We start from the raw sequence: 16219 nt of genomic DNA, 5'->3' as shown, positions 1-16219 counted from the left end.
GGCGGCCCCTCCCGGCGCTTGGGCGGCTTGGGCGGCCACCCCGGCGGGTTGACCACACCGTCCTCGTGGCAGCGGACGCATTCCATCGCCGCGGCCAGGTCCGGATTGGGCCTGTGGAACCGTGGTTGTTGGACCTGGCCGGCGGGGGCTGTCCCCGCGGCCTCGTTGTGCTGCGTCATGGCAAGGAGACTAGCGGTATTCGCGGCCCGGGGGGCCGTTGTCGACAGGAATCCCGGGGGTCACCCGTATTCCGAATAACCGCCCCGCGGGGCCGGGACATCCGGTATAGGACACCGGTCGCGCCGGTGGTGCGGGGCCGGGTCACGGGTGCGCGCCCTCCCCCTGCGGGCACCACCCCCGGTAGGGGCAGGTCCGGCAGGCCGGTCCGGGCGCGGGGGCGTGCGCCCGGTCCCGGTGCCAGGGGGCGGCCAGGATGCGGACGGTGTGCTCGGCGGCCGCCAGGACCGGTGGCGAGGCGGGGTCGATGACGTCGACGCGGGCGCCGTCGGGGGTCAGGACCTCCACCTCCACCGCCGGTTCGGGGCCGGCGGTGATCACCCCGGCGGCGAAGAACAGCACGCCCAGGGCGGCGCGCGGCTCCGCCGCGAAGAGGGCGGGGCCGGCCTTCGGGGGCGGCCCGTCCTCCGCGATGAGCACACTGCGGTGGACCCAGGAGCCGCGCCGGTGGTGCAGGACGTCGGTGCGGTACACCACCAGCACGTCGGCGTCGGTGTCGTCGGCGGTCAGGGTGGCCCCGGAGCGCACGTGGTCGCCCGCGGGCAGGTCACGCAGCGGGCACACGGGGATGTGGGCGGCGAGCATGGCCGTGGCCCGCAGGGCCCGCTCGCCGGACAGCCGCCGCCCGGCGCACGACCACCGCGCGGGGTCCACCGGCAGGTCGGCGGGCTCGCAGGCCCGCCGCGGCAGCCGCTCGTGCGCCCGCTCCAACCAGGCCCGCACCGCCCCCGCCACCACCCCGTCCCCCACCGGCAACGACACCACCGCCCGCTCGGCCCGGGGTCCCGCGCACGCGCAGGACCCCGCCCCGTCTTTGGAAGGTCCCCCGCACCCACAGACCGGCGCCCCGCCGCCGGACATCGGCGGTGCGGCCGTCCTGGGCGCCCGGGTGCCGGATGCGGCCTCCGCCGACCGCGTGTCCCCGGTCGCCGACACGGCCGTCCCCGCCGACACGGGTGCCCCGGTGGCCGACGCGGCCCCCGCCGGATGTCCGGGCACCTCCGCGGCCGGGACCGCCGCGGGCGGCGCGAGGGCGCCGACGCCGGACGCGGTCCCGGACGCACGCGTGTGCCCGGCGGCTTCCTCGGCCGTCCTCGCCGCTGTGGACGGGCCGGGGTGGCCGACAGGGGCGGTTCCTGCCGCTCGTGTGCGCTCGGTGGTTTGTCCGATCCTCCGCGATGCCGCGGCCGCTGTGGATGGGTCGGAGGCTTCGGCGGTGGGTGCGGCCTTGGAGGCGCATGTGCGTTCGGCGGAGCTCCGCGGCGGTGCGGGGGCGGCACCGGGCGCTGGCGTGGGCGTGGCGGGGTGGTGCGGTGTGCGTGGGGCGGCGGGCACCTGCGGGGACGTGGGGGACGGGGGCAGGCCGAGGGTGTGGAAGTGGGCGCGGGCCGGGCAGAGGGCGTGTTCGCGGGCGGTGGACGGCGACCAGGAGCGGCGTTCCGGGGACGGGGGCAGGCCCAGCAGGCCCGGGGTGCGGGACAGGCGGCCGCAGCCGCTGCGGATACCGCAGTCCAGGCAGTCCGCGCCCGGGGCGCGGGCGCCGCCGACCAGGGCGGTGCGCAGCCCCTCGCGGCCGCGCTCCGCGAACAGCCGCTCGGCGTCGTCCGCGGTGCCGGCGAACCGGACCTCCGTGGCGCCGTCCAGGCACGACACGTGGACCACCCGCAACCGCTCGGGCGGGCCGTCGCGGCGGCGCATCGGGTACGGGGCGCCGCCGTGGTAGCGCCCCGGGGCCGCGGCGTAGGCCTCCCGGTCGACCGGCGCCCCCGTGGCCAGCACGTACGCGGCGACCGCGACATTCGCGTCGGGGGGAGCCCAGCGCACCCGGCCCGGCACCGGGACCCACAGCTCGCGGCTCGTGCCGTGGGTGTAGCAGCGGCCCGTGGCGCGCACCTCGTAGGGGCGGCGGTGCCCGGATCCGCGTTCGGGCATGTACTGGCGGACCCGGAAGTCGGGGACGGGCGTGAGCCGCGCGGTCGCCGCCAGGTGGGTGCGGGCGGCGTGGCGCACCCAGCGGCGCACCCCCTCGTGCACCGGCGGCACCCGCTCGCCCAGGACGGTGACCGGCGGCCGCCCCGGCGGGGGCGGGTGCGCGCAGGCCTTCTCCAGCGGCCAGCCCCGGTGCTCGACCAGGTCCAGGACGGCGTTCAGGACGGCGGCGGGCACCTCCCGGGGCCGGTGGCGGGCGGGTCCCAGGGAGAGGTCCGCCCGCACCCGGCGGTGCGCCGGGCAGCCGCCGCGGGGGAGGACGGCGGTGTCGCTGAGGAGGCGGACGACGGGAGGGTGACCGGTGTCGGTGGTCATGTGCGGCACCTTCCGGAGGGGCTTTTTGAAAATGGTGGCACGGCCGGCCGGATCGTGCCGGAGGGCTGTGGATAACCTTTTCGGTCGCGTTCGCGGGCGAATCTCGGGACGGCCCGGATCGGAAATCCCCTTCCGGTTCGGGTATTCGCGGATATGCCGCCACCTGCGCCGATGTTCTCGGAGAGGGGCGTGCGGGTGCCCCTCTTGCCAGAAATCCCCCCGCGGCCCGCGGCGCCTGCCCACACTGGAGCGCATGCGCCAACAGCACATCGTCGAGGGTTTCTGGTTCAACGACCGGCTCTACATATGGGCGCTGGACACCACCCCGTCCGCCGCCGCCCACCACCGCCGTGTGCCGCTCCACCCCCGCGCCCTGCCCCCGGAGGACCTGGGGCCGTGCGCGGGCGGGCTGGGTTCGGACGAACCCCGTGTCGCGGTACTGCACCTGCCCGACCTCCCGGGCGGCGACCCCGCCCCGCACCCGTGGTCGGTGCCGGTGCGCGAGCTGGGCCCCGCGGCGGCCCTGCGCCTGCTGTCCGGCCCCGCCGGTTCCACGGCCGGCGCGGGCCTGCGCCACCTGGCGGCGTTCGCCCGGGCCGCGCACGACCACGCCCGGGCCGGGTGCGTCGTCCCCGCCGTCCACCACGGGGACAGGATCGGCGTCCGCTGGCGCCCCGTCCTGGCCCCCGCCGGTCTGGCCTGGCTGAGGAACGCGGCGGCCGCGGCGCCGCCCCCGCTGCGCGCTCACCGCCGCCCCGACCCCGACCCCTCCCGGTCCGGCGCCGCGGTCGTCGCCGACCTGCTGGAGTGCCTGTGCTCGCTCACCGACGCTGCGGTGCGCGAACGGCTGGCGGACCGCTTTCCCGACGGCGGCGCCGACCTGCCGGCCGCCGCGGCCCCCACCCGGGAGTGGTTCGTGCGCGCGCACCGCGCCGCGGCCGGGGAGCGGTGCGTGGTCCGCCCGGTGCGCGCCCTGCGCAGAAACGCCCTGGTGGAACCGGGCGGCCGGCGATGACCTGGGGGTGCGCGCGGACGGTGGCGTCGTGGGGCCCGGTGGAGTGCGCCGCCGTCGGCTGGCTGGACGTGCGGCCCGGACTGGCGGCGGCCCGGGTGAGCCGCGGCCGCCGCCACCACTGGGTGACGGTGCGCCGCGCCGTGCTGCCCGGCCGCGTGCGCGAGCGGGTCCTCGCCGCGGTGGCCGCCGATCCCGGCCTGCGCGAGGAGGTGCTGCTGGGCCGGGCGCCCGCCGCCCTGGCCGAGGCGTTCGGCCGGGTCGAGCTCTTCCCCGCCGACCCGGCCGGGATCGACCTGTCCTGTTCGTGCCCGGCACGGGAGTGCGCGCACGGGCTGGAGGTGGTGGCGGCGATGGCCCGGGCCTTCGACACCGACCCCTACCTGCTGCTGGCCTGGTGCGGTCTGGAACGGTGGGAGCTGCTGCGGCGGCTGTCCCGCGGCGCGCTGGCGGTGCGCGTGGCGCCGCCGCCGGACTCGGCGTCGGCGTTCTGGGAGCGCGCGGACCCGCTCCCGCCGTGCCCGGTGTGGGCGGGGGATCCCGGCGGGCACCGGCCGGCCGGTGCGGGGACAGAGCCCTGGGCGGCCGCCCAGGCGTTCCTGCGCGGCGCGCCCGCGAACGCGTTCTGTGACGGCCGCAACCCCGCCACTGACGGGGATCCCCCGCCCGAAAAGGCGACACGGGCGATCCGAGCAGGGGATGAACCCACGTAAAAAGTCACTCACGGTGACGTTTTCGGCGTCTTGGGAGGCGCGGCGGACCCACACGCCTCCCCCTCCGATCATGTTGAATGACGACCATGATCGTGCGTCGAGTACTTCCCGATGAGATGAGCGCCGTCAGCGAGCTGCGGGTGATCGCCTATACGGCCGACGGACTGTTGGATGTCAACCCGGCCTACGTCGAGACGCTGCGGCTGCTGGGTGCCGACGGCGAGGGCGAGGTCCTGGTCGCCGAGGACGGCGGTCGCCTGTTGGGGACGATCATGTTCGAGCCCTGGTCGCCGCACAGCGAGGTCGCCCGGGGCGCGGACGAGGCGGAGGTGCGCGCGTTCGCGGTGGCGCCCCAGGCCCGGGGCCGGGGTGTGGGCCGGGCCCTGGTCAACGCGCTGGTGGAGCGGGCCCGCGAGGAGGGCGTCTCCCGGCTGCTGCTGTCCACCCAGCCGCAGATGCTCTCGGCCCAGTACGTCTACCGGGCCCGCGGGTTCGTCCGGGTGCCCGAACGCGACTGGTCGCCGCTGCCCGAGGTCACGCTGGAGACCTACGAGCTGGTGCTCAAGGACTGACCGGGCCCGGGCCGGAACGCTCCGGCCCCGGCCCCCGGCCGCCCCTCCGAGGCCTCCGGCCCCGGACACAGGCATGGGCACGGGCGGTCAGTCGGTGCGCGTCCGGCGGGCGGCCCGGGCCAGGTCCAGCCCCAGTTCCCCGTCGGCCAGACGGTCCAGGACGCCGTCGGCGGCCGGGTGGCCGGACGAGCGCACCGCACGGACGAAACGCGAGGCGTGCGGGGCCAGCCGCTCCCGGTCCGCGGCAGGCAGGGGCAGCCCCGCCTCCGCGAGCACGGCGTAGTCGTCCAGCAGCGCCCACGCGGTGACCGGCGAGGTCGGCGGTTCGGGGGTCCCCGGCCGCAGCCGCCGCACCCACCCGCCGAGCACCGGGTGGTGCACGTGGGCGCGCAGGGCGGCCTCCGGGTCCGCGCCCCGCTCGGCCAGCAGCCCGAAGACCCGCCTGCGCCGGTGCCAGGCCCGGGGTTCGGCGCAGGACTGGAGCAGTTCCGCGGCGACGGTGTCGATGTCGCGGCCCCGGGCCCACCGGCCCAGCAGGCCGTCGGTGTCCACCGGGCGGCCCTCCTCCAGCAGGGCCAGCACCTCGCGGGCGTCCATGTCGGCGATGGCGCGGGTCACCCGCACCGCGGCGCCCGCACGCTGCAGCTGGCGCACCATGAAGTGGTCGCCCAGCCGTGCGATGCGGAACCGTTCGCCGACGCGGTGCACCGCGTCGAGGTCGGCCAGCAGTTCCAGGGCGGCCCCCACCTGCTCCGGGCCGGTCCCGCCCCGGTCGCGGTAGGCGGCGGCCACCTGCGCGGCGGTGCGCTCCCGGCCCGACAGGAACAGGTCGGTGAGCACCAGCAGCGCGGCGGTGCCGTGCTCGGCGGCCATCGCGGGCAGCGCGTCGGCCCAGGCGTCGGCGACCGCCCCGGGCACCCCCGACGACCAGGCGTAGGCGGCGCGCCCGGTGAGGACACGGGTGTAGGTGGTGCGCAGCAGGCGGGCGGCACGGGCCACGGAGAACAGGTGGTCGATGTCGGCCGGGGACGTCTCCAGGTGCGCGGCGGCCGCCAGCACGTCCTCGGCGCACAGCGCGTCGCGGCCCTCGGGGTCGGGGCGCAGCACCCGGCCCCGGTCGATCCACACGGTCAGGCGGGCGGCGTCGGCCAGGGTGCGGCAGCGGCGCGCGGCGTCGTCCAGGTCCCCGGGTTCGGCGGGGGTGACCGGGCGCGGCGGCGCCTCCTCGAACCGGTCCGCCAGCACCGGCGCGGCCCCCGGGACGGCGGCGGGTCCGGTGTCGCACCACGGGGACAGGTCGACCTCCTCGACGGCGGCGCGCAGCCGCCGCGGGCTCTCGTCGGAGAGCAGGCCGCCCTGGTCGACCAGGTGGTCGCACCAGGTCAGCCAGGTCGAACGCAGGATGTCGGCGCCCTCATCCGCACCGCCGGACCCGCCGGCCCCGTCCGCGCCGCGCAGCCCGTCCAGGGGGTAGGCCCCGGCGCGCACGGCGCGCGCCACCTCCCGCACGTCGTCGACGCACCAGTCCCCGGGGTCGGGCGCCCCGAGGTCCTGGTGGGCGGTGAGCAGCAGGACCAGGGCGCCGGTGTCCGGGGCGGGTCCGGTGTCGGCGTCCCCCGCCCATTCGAGGCAGGCCCGCACCGCGGCGGCGACGCCCTGGGTCATCGCCCCCTCACCGAAAGTGGTGGTACTCACGGCTTCAGGCTAGCCGCGCAGGGCCCCCTCCGGGACGGGAACTCCGAAAACGCACCGGTCCCCGTGTACAGGGCGCGCGGATCGGGGCCCGCTCCCGCTCACCCGGCGAGGGAGAACCCCGGGTCGGCACTCACCCCCAGGTCGTCCACGTACCCGGTGATCCGCTCCACCGCCGCCCGGTACACCTCCCGGTCGTGCTCGGGCAGGTCGGGCGAGGCCAGCTCGTCGATCAGGTCCACCACGCGCAGCGGCCCCAGGGCGACCCAGGTCGGCCGCATCTCCAGCGCGGACGACTCCCACACCCCGGGCTCCACCTCGGTGAACTCCACCCGGGCCAGGACGCCTTCGCGGCGCGAGTCGATGGGCGGCGACGACTGCCCGGCCACCTGGTTGCCCAGCCCGTACACCACCCACTCGCCGTCGATCCGCTGCGCCGACTGCACCACGTGCGCGTGGTGGCCCAGGATCAGGTCGATGTCGGGAGAGGTGACCAGGTCGGACAGCTCCAGCTGGGTCTCGTCGGCCTGGTGCATGTACTCGGTGCCCCAGTGCATCGACAGCACCACGATCTGCGCGCCCCGCTCCCGCGCCAGCGCGGCCTCGGCGAGGATCGCCTCCTCGTCGATGAGGTCGGCCATCCACTCCTTGCCCTCCGGGGGCAGGAACCCGTTGAAGCCGTAGGTGTAGGACAGGTGCGCGACCGGCACCGGGTCGCCCCCGTCGGCGGGTTCCACCCCGTAGATCCTCGGTTCCCGGGACTCCTCCTCGGTGCGTGCGCTGCCCGCCGCGCCCAGCCCGGCCGCCTCCAGGGCGTCCAGGGTGCGGACGACCCCGGCCTCGCCGTTGTCCAGGGTGTGGTTGGAGGCGGTCGAGCAGCCGTCGTAGCCGGAGTCGGCGAGCCCCTGCGCGACCTGCGGGGGAGCGCTGAACACGGGGTAGCCGGCGAAGGGCCCCTCGGGCGGCGCCAGGGGCACCTCCAGGTGGCACAGGGCCAGGTCGGCGCCCTCCAGGGCGGGGGAGATGCCGGAGAACAGGGGTGCGAAGTCGAACTCGCCGCCCCCGTCCTGCCGGGCCTGCTCCCAGACCGTGGAGTGCACCAGCACGTCGCCGCCGCCGATCACGCTCAGCGTGCGGGGGACGTGCGCGGCGGGGCTCGGCGGGGACGCGCCGACGGTGTGCTCCGCCTCGGGGGCGGAGCAGGCGGCCAGGGCCAGGGACGCCGCGGTCAGCAGGGACGTGATGCGCAGGCCGGTCCATGTCATCGTCCCACGGTAGGAACGAAGGGGGTGATGGGGGTGGTCAGCGGTGTCGTAGGTAGTAAAGGTGTGGAACGTTTTTTAACGTGACAAAACCGTTCCCGTAAAAACAGAAAGGGGAGCGTTGTCTTTTCATGCTCCCCCGGGGCGGGCTGTGTTCGCCGGGGCGGATCATCCGACGGCTCCGTCCGAGAGCAAGGTTTGACCCCGCTCGCATTTGAGCACATAGGGAAGGGAATCGGTCTCGTCACCCCTTTTCGTGTGCTTTCGCCCCAGGAGGACACCTCGTGGCCGACGACCCCGTCACGACAGCCCGTCCCCACCAGGAGGAATGGCCCACCGGGCTGGACGTGCAGGACCTGCTCGCCCAGGGGTGGCGCCCCACACCCTTCCTCCAGTTCATCCTCAAGGTCCACAGCCGCTGCAACCTCGCCTGCGACTACTGCTACATGTACGAGATGGCCGACCAGGGATGGCGCCGGCAGCCGCGGCGGATGGCCCGGCCGATCGTCGACAAGGTCGCCGAACGCATCGCCGAGCACGCCCGCGCCCACGGCCGCTCCCGGGTGGATGTCATCCTCCACGGCGGCGAACCCCTGCTGGCCGGGGTGGACCACCTCCGCTACGTCGCCGACGCCCTGCACAAGACCTGCGACCCCGACGTGCACGTCTCCCTGCGCCTGCAGACCAACGGCGTCCTCATCGACGACGCCTTCCTCGACCTGTTCGAGGAACGCGGGATCCGGGTCGGCGTCAGCGTCGACGGCGCCGAGGAGGACCACGACCGCCACCGCCGCCGCGCCAACGGGCGCGGCACCCACGCCGAGGTCAGGGCCGGGCTGGAACGCCTCAACGGCCGCCGCCTCCTCTCCGGACTGCTCGCCACCATCGACCTGGAGTCCGACCCCGTCACCACCTACGAGGCGCTGCTGGAGTTCGACCCGCCCGGTGTCGACTTCCTGCTGCCCCACGGCACCTGGGACGCACCGCCCCCGGGACTGACCGGGGAGGGCACCCCCTACGGCGACTGGCTGGTCGCCGTGTTCGACCGCTGGTACGGGGCTCCCGTCCGGGAGACCAACATCCGCATGTTCACCGAGATCATCCGCCTGGTGCTGGGCTCCCACTCGCGCACGGAGACCGTCGGCCTGTCCCCGGCCGCCATGGTGGTGATCGAGACCGACGGTTCGGTCGAGCAGGTCGACACCCTCAAGGCCGTGGCCGAGGGGGCCGCCGCCACCCCCTTCCACACCCTCACGCACGCCTTCACCGAGGCCCTGTACTCGCCGGGCATCGTCGCCCGGCAGATCGGCCTGCGCGCGCTGAGCGACACCTGCACGGCCTGCCCCCTGGTCCGGGTGTGCGGCGGCGGCCTGTACCCGCACCGCCACCGGAGCGGCAGCGGATTCCGCAACCCGTCGGTGTACTGCGCGGACCTGGCGCGCCTGATCACCCACATCCACCGTGCCGTGGCCGCCGACGTGGCCCGCATCAGGGAAGAAAACTGAATGCCCGACACCCCCGCAGCCGTTCCCGACGAGGTCTTCGACTCCCTGGCCGCCGGCGGGGGCGGGCGGCGGGCCACCGCCCACCTGCGCGCCGCCCAGTACGGCAAGCACCTGCTGCTGGTGCGCCGGGTCCTGGACGCGGCCCGGGAGGCGGGCCACCCGGACGCGGTCCGCGCCGAGGAGGCGTGGTGGGCCCTGATCGCCGCGCAGGAGGCGGACCCCGGGGCGGTCGCCGCGACCCTGCGCCATCCCACGGTCGGGGTGTGGGCCCGGCGCACCGTCCTGGCCCTGGGCGGGCACCGGCGGGAGGACCCCCGGGTCGCGGTGCTGGCCTCCCTGGCCGCGGCCGCCGCACTGCGCGCCGGAACGTCGCTGCGGATCGAGGTCCCCATGGACGGGCCCACCGCCCCGCTGGTCTCCCTGGGGCGGGCCGTGGTCGGCGGCAAGGGCGGGGCGGTAGCCGAGGTGGCCGCGGGCCGGGCGGTCCTGGGCACCCGGGACGGCGAGGTGACGGTGCCCGACGACCCGCACGAGGACGGGCCCGGATGGCAGGCCCTGCGCCGCATGGAGACCGAACACGCGGGGCACCGCCTGGCCCTGCTCCTGGACGACCAGGAACCCGACCGCATGCCCGGAGCCGACATCGTGCCCGGGCGTTTGAGCGCGCGGGAGGTGGAGTACTGGCGTGCCGCTCTGCGGGAGGCCTGGAAGATCCTGGTGGCGGACCACTGGACGATCGCTCGGGAAACGGTAGACACCGTCTTCACCCTCACCCCCACCCGGGCCCGGGACGGGGCCCACACCAGCGCGACCGCCCGACACGCCTACGGCAACCTGGGGCTGTCCACCCCGCCGAACCCCGTGGCGCTGGCGCTCACCTTCGCCCATGAGGTCCAGCACGCCAAGCTGACGGCACTGCTGGACCTGATCCCGCTCACCCTGCCCGACGACGGCAGCCGCTACTACGCGCCCTGGCGTCCGGACCCCCGGCCCGCGGTGGGGCTGTTCCAGGGGGTGTACGCACACCTGGGCGTGGCCGGGTTCTGGCGCCGCCACCGGGACACCGTGACCGGGGCGGAGCAGGAGCGCGCCCACGCCGAGTTCGCGCACTGGCGGCGCTCCACCCTGGACGCCGCCCGGGTGCTGGCGGGTTCGGGCCGCCTCACCCCGGAGGGCGAGCGGTTCCTGGCCGCCACCACACGCACCCTGGAGGCGTGGCAGGACGAGCCGGTACCTGCGGCGGCGGCGGAGGCCGCCGACCGGTCGGCCCGGGAGCACCTGGCGCGCTGGGTGGAGCGCAACGGCGACCCCTCAGCCGCCGGAGCCATCGAGTCCGGCCAGCGCGGTCTCCACCCGTGAGGCGTGCACCGAACCGATGGAGGAGAGGTAGGTCAGGGCGCGTTCGAGGTGTTCGCGTGCCTCGGCGGTGCGGCCCTGGTCGCGTAGGCACTGCCCGAGTCCTTCCACCGCCAGCGACTCCTCCAGGGGAAGGGAGAGTTCGCGGGCGATGGCCAGGGCATCGTCGAACGCCCGTCGGGCGGAGGGCACGTCATCGATGCCCAGGTGAACATGGCCGAGGCGGTGCAGGATCCGGGACTCCTCACGTCGGGAACCGACCCTTCGGGCGAGGTCCAAAGCGCGTTCGAGATCGGCGAAGGCGCCGGTGCGGTCACCGAGCGCGGCCCGCGCCGATCCCAGAGCGGCTCGGGTGTCCATTTCCCGCTGAGGGCTGACCCTCTCGCTGAAAAGTTCGAGTGTTCGAGCCAGGATCAGGGCGGCTTCGCTGTGGTCCCCGGCAGCCTCCCGCAGAATTCCGAGTTTGGACAGTGCGGACGCCTGCCCTGAGAGGGATTTCAGCTCTTCGAATATACTCGCGGACTCGGAGAGATCTTCGGCTCCCCCGGCGAAGTCCCCAGACGCCCCTCTGGCCGAACCCAGGTAGTGCAGGGCATTGGCCTCACCATAACGGTTTCCGAATTTTCGGTACTCCTGTAGCGCCCAGGTCAGCTCGGTGATGGCCTCCGGGTACTGATCGATCATCAACTTGGCCGCCCCGGTGTTCCGGACGGATTTGACGAACTCCCGATGATTTCCCAACTCGGAATATATATCTCGAGCCTCCTCGAATTCCCTGATCGCTTGCCGGTATTCTAAAACGTACAGCCGGGCGATTCCCAGGTAGTTGAGGGTGATGCCGATGCCAAGCCGGTCATCCAAATTTCGGAATATGGACAACGCCTTTTCGTGGATTTCCACGGCTTCGGAGAAGAGGCCGCTGCGAGTGTGCACGACACCGATGTGGTTGATCGCCTTGGCCGCCTTGCGGAGGTCACCGAGCCGTTCGTAGCCCTCCCGTGCGCGGGTGAGATCGTCCAATGCTCGGGAGAGCCTGCCTCTCAGCCGTTCGTTCAGCCCTCTCTGCATGAGCGCTGCGGTGGCTCCCCTGGGTTCTCCCAGCTTTTCGAAGATGTCCAGGGCACGCCGCTGATCCGAGTCCCCCTCCTCCAACCGACCGAGGGAGGTCCGCACCCGACCGAGTGCGATGAGCGCACGTCCTGTAGCGAGTTCGTCCTCTGCGCGCTCGGCTGCTTCTACGGCGATCTCATGAAGTTCCCTGTCGATCGCCAGAAGATCCTCCTGCCAGAGGAAAAAGGAGAGGACCCGGGGCAGTCCCAGGGCGTGATCGATCAGGTCGTTCTCAGCCGCGTACCGGGTCGCCGTACGGAGATTGGTCAGTTCCGCTCGCAACCAGGAGCGCGCCCGAGTGGAGGAGTCGAATGCGGAGGAAGCGGCAGGAGGAACGACACCGCTAGGTGGCGGGACGGCACGGGCTCCGTGAAGGATCGCGTCCGCCGCGTGTGCTGTGGTCAGCAGGTGATCCAGCACCCTTGTGGCCGTCTGCTGTCCGCTTTCCGGCGGTAGGGCGGAGAGCGTTTTCGCTCTCAGATGCTCGGCCACCAGATCGTGGAAACGGTAACGTTCCCGAGATGTCTCCAGAATCAGATGGCGGTCATAGAGATCGCTGAGACGGTCACGCGCTGTGTCGGCGTCGACTCCGGCGGCGGCCGCCGCCGAGCGCACATCGAATTCGGCACACGGGTGAAGGGACAACAAGAGCAGGAAGCCTTTGGCGTCCTCGGAGAGGACGTCAAAGGACAGGTCCAGGGCGGCTGTCACAGAAACATCCTCCGTTCTGATCGCTCGGACCAGGTCCTTGGCCGAGGACAGGTCGTCCACCAGGTCACGCACTCGCCAGACCGGGCGATGAGCCAGCCGCCCCGCCATGATGCCGACCGCCAACGGGAGATGACCGCACAGGGAGACGAGTTCACGTACGTCGTCGGTTTCGTCCGGTTTCGATCTCCGGGACAGACCGGTGAAGAGACGCACCGCCTCTTCGGTGGGCAGCGGTGAGAGCGTGAGGGGATCGGCCCCCGATAGGCCGCTCATCCGAGTGCGGCTGGTCACGAGGACGAGGGAGCCGCCTTCGCCGGGTAGGAGAGGACGGACTTGGGCACTGCCCGAAGCATCGTCCAATATCACGATCGTCTTTTTGTTCTCGGTGCGGCGTCTCCAGAGGCTGGAGCGGGCTTCCGTGTCCTCAGGGATGTTCTTCGGAGCGACCCCCGATCCCACCAGTAGGGAGAGCAGGGCTTCGCCCGGTTCCAACGGGCGCCGTCCGGGGGAGTGCCCGTAGAGGTGCACGAAGAACAGGCCGTCGGGAAACCGTTCCCTGAGAAGCCGGGAGGCCCGCAGCACGAACGCCGTCTTTCCCACGCCGGCCATTCCATCGATGGTGTGGATGGTCGTGGTCTCGGAAGCCTCAGAGGCGGTGACAGCGGCCGAAAGGGCATCGATCTCTCGCACCCGTCCGGTGAACACCGCAGTGCTGCTCGGAAGGCCGCCGGGAACTGATTCATCCCTGCCACCGGTGAGGACCACGTCTCCGTGGATGTTCCGGGCCTGGATCACGGTATTCCCGTCGCCCTGGGAGAAATTGTCGGTGGGCATCTGGCCGTGCTCCTCCTGAGAGAGGATTCTGGTTGGGGAGATGGTGGACTCTTCGGGAGGCGCTCATGTCGGAGGACCCTGTGCCCGTGGTGGACCTGGCCGGTCTGGCCCTGTCGGATGTGCAGGAGCTGGGTGAGACCGCGATCGGCAGAGCTCTTTATCGAGTTCTGGAAGAGCAGAGCACTGATGAGTCTCAGCTCTGCGCGACCTTCGCGAGCGAGGGCGACGATGGAGACGTTCCCCAACAGGGCGCCGGCACTCGTTGACCGGGGCGGGGCAGGGCCCCGGGAAGAGATCAGAGCTGGCGGGGGTCGAAGTCGAAGTTCATCCGCTGACCGGCCAGGAAGGCCTGGGTGAACTGGTGCTCACGGCCGTGGACGCGGGCGTACAAGGGCTCGACCTGCTCGGACAGCCGGTCGGCCTCCTCTGCCTCGTCCTCGGCCCGCAGGTCCAGGATGAGGTTGGCCGAACAGGACAGCGTCATCGGGTGTTCGTCCCCGAGCAGACTCCTGATACGGCGCAGACTGCCCCGGCCCAAGCGGACCGCGTTCTTGGTGTCGTTGAGCTTTGCCAGATCGCTGGCCAGGTTGATGGTGATGCCCAGCGCGTAGTAGTGGTCGCGGCCCAACTTCTCCTCGATGCCGGCCAGCGACGTCTCGTTGAGCTGCCTTGCTCGGGACGGGTCGCCCAGAATCCGGTACAACAGGGCCACATTGCTCGTGCATCCGTGGTTGTAGGGGTGGTCCGTGCCATAGATCTGGTCGTAGCGCAGGTCGGTGTCCTCCGCCAGCTGCAGGGCCTCGGCGAGTTCTCCGTTCATACGCCAGGTGTTGGCCAGGCACATGGCGGCGGCGAGCGTCTCGGGGTGGTCCATGCCGTACTGGCGCAGGTGCCGAGAGTGGGCGTCCTTGGCCAGGTCCAAGGCCTGTTCCAGGTCGCCGTTCATGCGCAGGGAGGTGGCGAGGTCGACCTGGGTGCGCAGGGTTCTGGGGTGGTCGGCGCCCAACTGTTCACGGCCGTAGGCCAGGGCGTCCTCGCCCAGGTCACAGGCCTCGGTGTAGTTCCCGGTCAGTCGAACCGCCAGTGCCAGGCCGTGCAGATAGGTGAGCAGGGCCGGGGAGGACTGGGTCGTCCCATGGCGCTTGTGCAACATGTAGACGCGTTCGTGCAGGTCACGTGCACCTGAGAAATCGCTGGTCAGCGTGAGGTCGATGCCCAGGTTGTACATGGCGCGAAGGGTCGCCGGGTCGGTGGGGCCCAGCACTTCCTCATGCAGCCGCAAGGTCTCCTCGTCCTGGGCGCGCGCCTCGTGGAATTCGCCCCGGGCCCGCAGGTCGGCACCGAGGTTCGAGCGCACGGTCAGCGCCAGGGGGTGCTCGGCACCGAGCACGCGTTGGACCTGATCGAAGAGTGTTCGGTCCAGGTCGTAGGCTTCCTGGTAGCGGCCTCGTTCACGCAGTCGGTTGACGTATTTGCTCTGGGCTTCCAGAACGTAGGGGTCGTCCGGGCCGGACGTGGCGGTCCACTGATCGACGAACTGCTGTGCGTAGCGCTCGGCCATCGCGTAGTTCCCCGAGGCGTACAGGAAGGTCAGCACCTTCAAGGAGAACTCCCGGGCTTCCGGGAGGGTGCTCTCCGCGATACCCGAAGGCCGCAGGTGGGGCAGCAACTCGAGATAGCGGGACCGTGCACCGGGTGTGTTCATCGAATGCGGTGCGGCACCGGACAGCAGGGCCCAGACCTCCTCGCGCACGAGATCCTGTTCTTCGGCGGACAGCTCGGCCCTGACCAAGGTCTGGATCAATCGGTGCACCTGGACGGTACGGCTGGAGTTGTCCAGCCGGATGAGAGCGTATCGGCCCAGCTGTCCGATCGCCCGGCTCAGCCGGATGGGGTTGGCCAGCAGATCGAGCAACTCCGGGCGCACCCGGCCGCCCTCCACCGGAAAGAAGACGTCTCTGGGGATCGGTTCGGGGCCGAAGAAGGCGCTGCACTGCAACAGCCCCATGGCTTCGGGCAGGTTCTCCCGGAGCTTGGCCACCGACAGCTGCCAGGCGGCCGTCATCGGTGCCGGATACTCGCTCGGCTTGCCCTCGCGCAGCAGGGAGGCGGGCTGCTCCGACAGAAGCCGCAGGTATTCGTGGTTGGACATGCCGGTCTCGGCGCGTAGCGCCCCCGCCTGCTCCAGCGCCAGCGGGAGGTGGCCCAGCGCCTCGGCCAGTTCCTCCGCCTCGGCACGGGTGATACCGCGCGGGATCCGCTTCTTGAGGAACTCGACGCTCTCGGTGCCGGGGAAGACGTCCACGGAGACGGTTTCGGCGATCGCCTGCCAGCGGTGGTTGCGGGAGGTGATCAGCACATGGCCGGTCTCGTGGCCCTCCGGAATGACATCGCGAAGATCCTCGGGCTCATCGGCGTTGTCGTAGACGAGCAGCCAACGATGGTACGGATCACCTCTGCGGAGCGCGTTCAGGACGCTCTCGGCCGCCTCCTCGATACCGCTGGAGTTCACCCCCGGGAGGCCCATCTGCGGGGCCAGGCTCGCGAGAGATGAGCGCACCAGGCCGGGCTGGTCGGCGTTGATCCACCACACCAGGTCGTACTCGTGGCGGTAGCGATGGGCGTATTCCACGGCCATCAGGGTCTTGCCGACACCACCGTAACCGTGAAGCGTGTGCGGGAGCACGGCGGTGATCTGGTTCATCAGACCGGACCTGAGCGCGTTGAGCTGTTGGGCGCGCCCCGTGAAGTTCTTGCTGCGCCCGGGCACCCCTCCCCATACTTCGGGGGAACGCCTCGGCACTCGACCGTCCACGGACTCCTGCACGTCGGACACTTGGATTTCCTCCGCTTTCACATCCGCCACACCAGAAAAACCTTCACCGTTTCCGGACCGGGTGCCCAGTGCGCC

Annotated in this window: 11 protein-coding genes; 6 read left to right on the top strand and 5 right to left on the bottom strand. The window is 72.4% G+C overall.

Translation table 11 applies throughout. The features are described from left to right. Positions 1 to 321: 321 nt before the first annotated feature. Complete coding sequence (locus ACJOT3_RS08000) at positions 322 to 2541, bottom strand: hypothetical protein (protein WP_406970403.1); 2220 nt, start codon at positions 2539 to 2541, stop codon at positions 322 to 324. Positions 2542 to 2794: 253 nt separating this feature from the next. On the opposite strand from ACJOT3_RS08000, the gene ACJOT3_RS07995 reads away from it, so the two are divergent. From ACJOT3_RS07995 to ACJOT3_RS07985, 3 genes are all read left to right on the top strand, one after another. After that, complete coding sequence (locus tag ACJOT3_RS07995) at positions 2795 to 3556, top strand: hypothetical protein (protein ID WP_406970401.1); 762 nt, start codon at positions 2795 to 2797, stop codon at positions 3554 to 3556. Next, a complete protein-coding gene (locus ACJOT3_RS07990; protein WP_406970399.1) occupies positions 3553 to 4266 on the top strand; it encodes a hypothetical protein in 714 nt (237 codons plus the stop codon). Before ACJOT3_RS07995 ends, ACJOT3_RS07990 begins: the two co-directional genes overlap by 4 nt. Before the next feature lie 116 nt (positions 4267 to 4382). After that, positions 4383 to 4838 carry a GNAT family N-acetyltransferase gene (locus ACJOT3_RS07985; protein ID WP_406970409.1) on the top strand — a complete coding sequence of 152 codons (456 nt, stop codon included), beginning with the start codon at positions 4383 to 4385 and terminating at the stop codon, positions 4836 to 4838. An 87-nt stretch (positions 4839 to 4925) separates the two neighbouring features. Here ACJOT3_RS07985 and ACJOT3_RS07980 read toward each other — a convergent pair whose 3' ends face one another. Both ACJOT3_RS07980 and ACJOT3_RS07975 read right to left on the bottom strand, forming a co-directional pair. Further along, positions 4926 to 6533: a hypothetical protein gene (locus ACJOT3_RS07980; protein ID WP_406970397.1), complete on the bottom strand. Its 1608-nt coding sequence runs from the start codon at positions 6531 to 6533 to the stop codon at positions 4926 to 4928. 98 nt (positions 6534 to 6631) lie between these two features. After that, positions 6632 to 7795 carry a CapA family protein gene (locus ACJOT3_RS07975; RefSeq protein WP_406970395.1) on the bottom strand — a complete coding sequence of 388 codons (1164 nt, stop codon included), beginning with the start codon at positions 7793 to 7795 and terminating at the stop codon, positions 6632 to 6634. A gap of 281 nt (positions 7796 to 8076) precedes the next feature. On the opposite strand from ACJOT3_RS07975, the gene ACJOT3_RS07970 reads away from it, so the two are divergent. Then, on the top strand, positions 8077 to 9297 hold the full coding sequence (locus ACJOT3_RS07970; protein WP_406970393.1) for an FxsB family cyclophane-forming radical SAM/SPASM peptide maturase: 1221 nt from the start codon (positions 8077 to 8079) through the stop codon (positions 9295 to 9297). Then, positions 9298 to 10656 carry an HEXXH motif domain-containing protein gene (locus ACJOT3_RS07965; protein ID WP_406970391.1) on the top strand — a complete coding sequence of 453 codons (1359 nt, stop codon included), beginning with the start codon at positions 9298 to 9300 and terminating at the stop codon, positions 10654 to 10656. Here the strand turns inward: ACJOT3_RS07965 and ACJOT3_RS07960 are convergent. Next, positions 10609 to 13308: a tetratricopeptide repeat protein gene (locus ACJOT3_RS07960; RefSeq protein ID WP_406970389.1), complete on the bottom strand. Its 2700-nt coding sequence runs from the start codon at positions 13306 to 13308 to the stop codon at positions 10609 to 10611. The genes ACJOT3_RS07965 and ACJOT3_RS07960 overlap by 48 nt on opposite strands. A gap of 86 nt (positions 13309 to 13394) precedes the next feature. Here ACJOT3_RS07960 and ACJOT3_RS07955 point away from each other — a divergent pair, with 86 nt between their 5' ends. Next, entirely contained in the window at positions 13395 to 13574 is a 180-nt protein-coding gene (locus ACJOT3_RS07955; RefSeq protein WP_406970387.1) for an FxSxx-COOH-like cyclophane-containing RiPP peptide, read from the top strand. Between the two features lie 29 nt (positions 13575 to 13603). Here the strand turns inward: ACJOT3_RS07955 and fxsT are convergent, their stop codons facing one another. Beyond that, positions 13604 to 16144, bottom strand: a complete 2541-nt coding sequence (gene fxsT, locus ACJOT3_RS07950) for an FxSxx-COOH system tetratricopeptide repeat protein (protein WP_406970385.1) — start codon at positions 16142 to 16144, stop codon at positions 13604 to 13606. Positions 16145 to 16219 lie beyond the last annotated feature (75 nt).

The organism is Nocardiopsis protaetiae, assembly GCF_045446735.1.
GTDB classification, from domain to species: domain Bacteria; phylum Actinomycetota; class Actinomycetes; order Streptosporangiales; family Streptosporangiaceae; genus Nocardiopsis; species Nocardiopsis protaetiae.
Note: the sequence above shows the minus strand (reverse complement) of the source record. Positions and strands in the feature narration are given on the sequence as shown.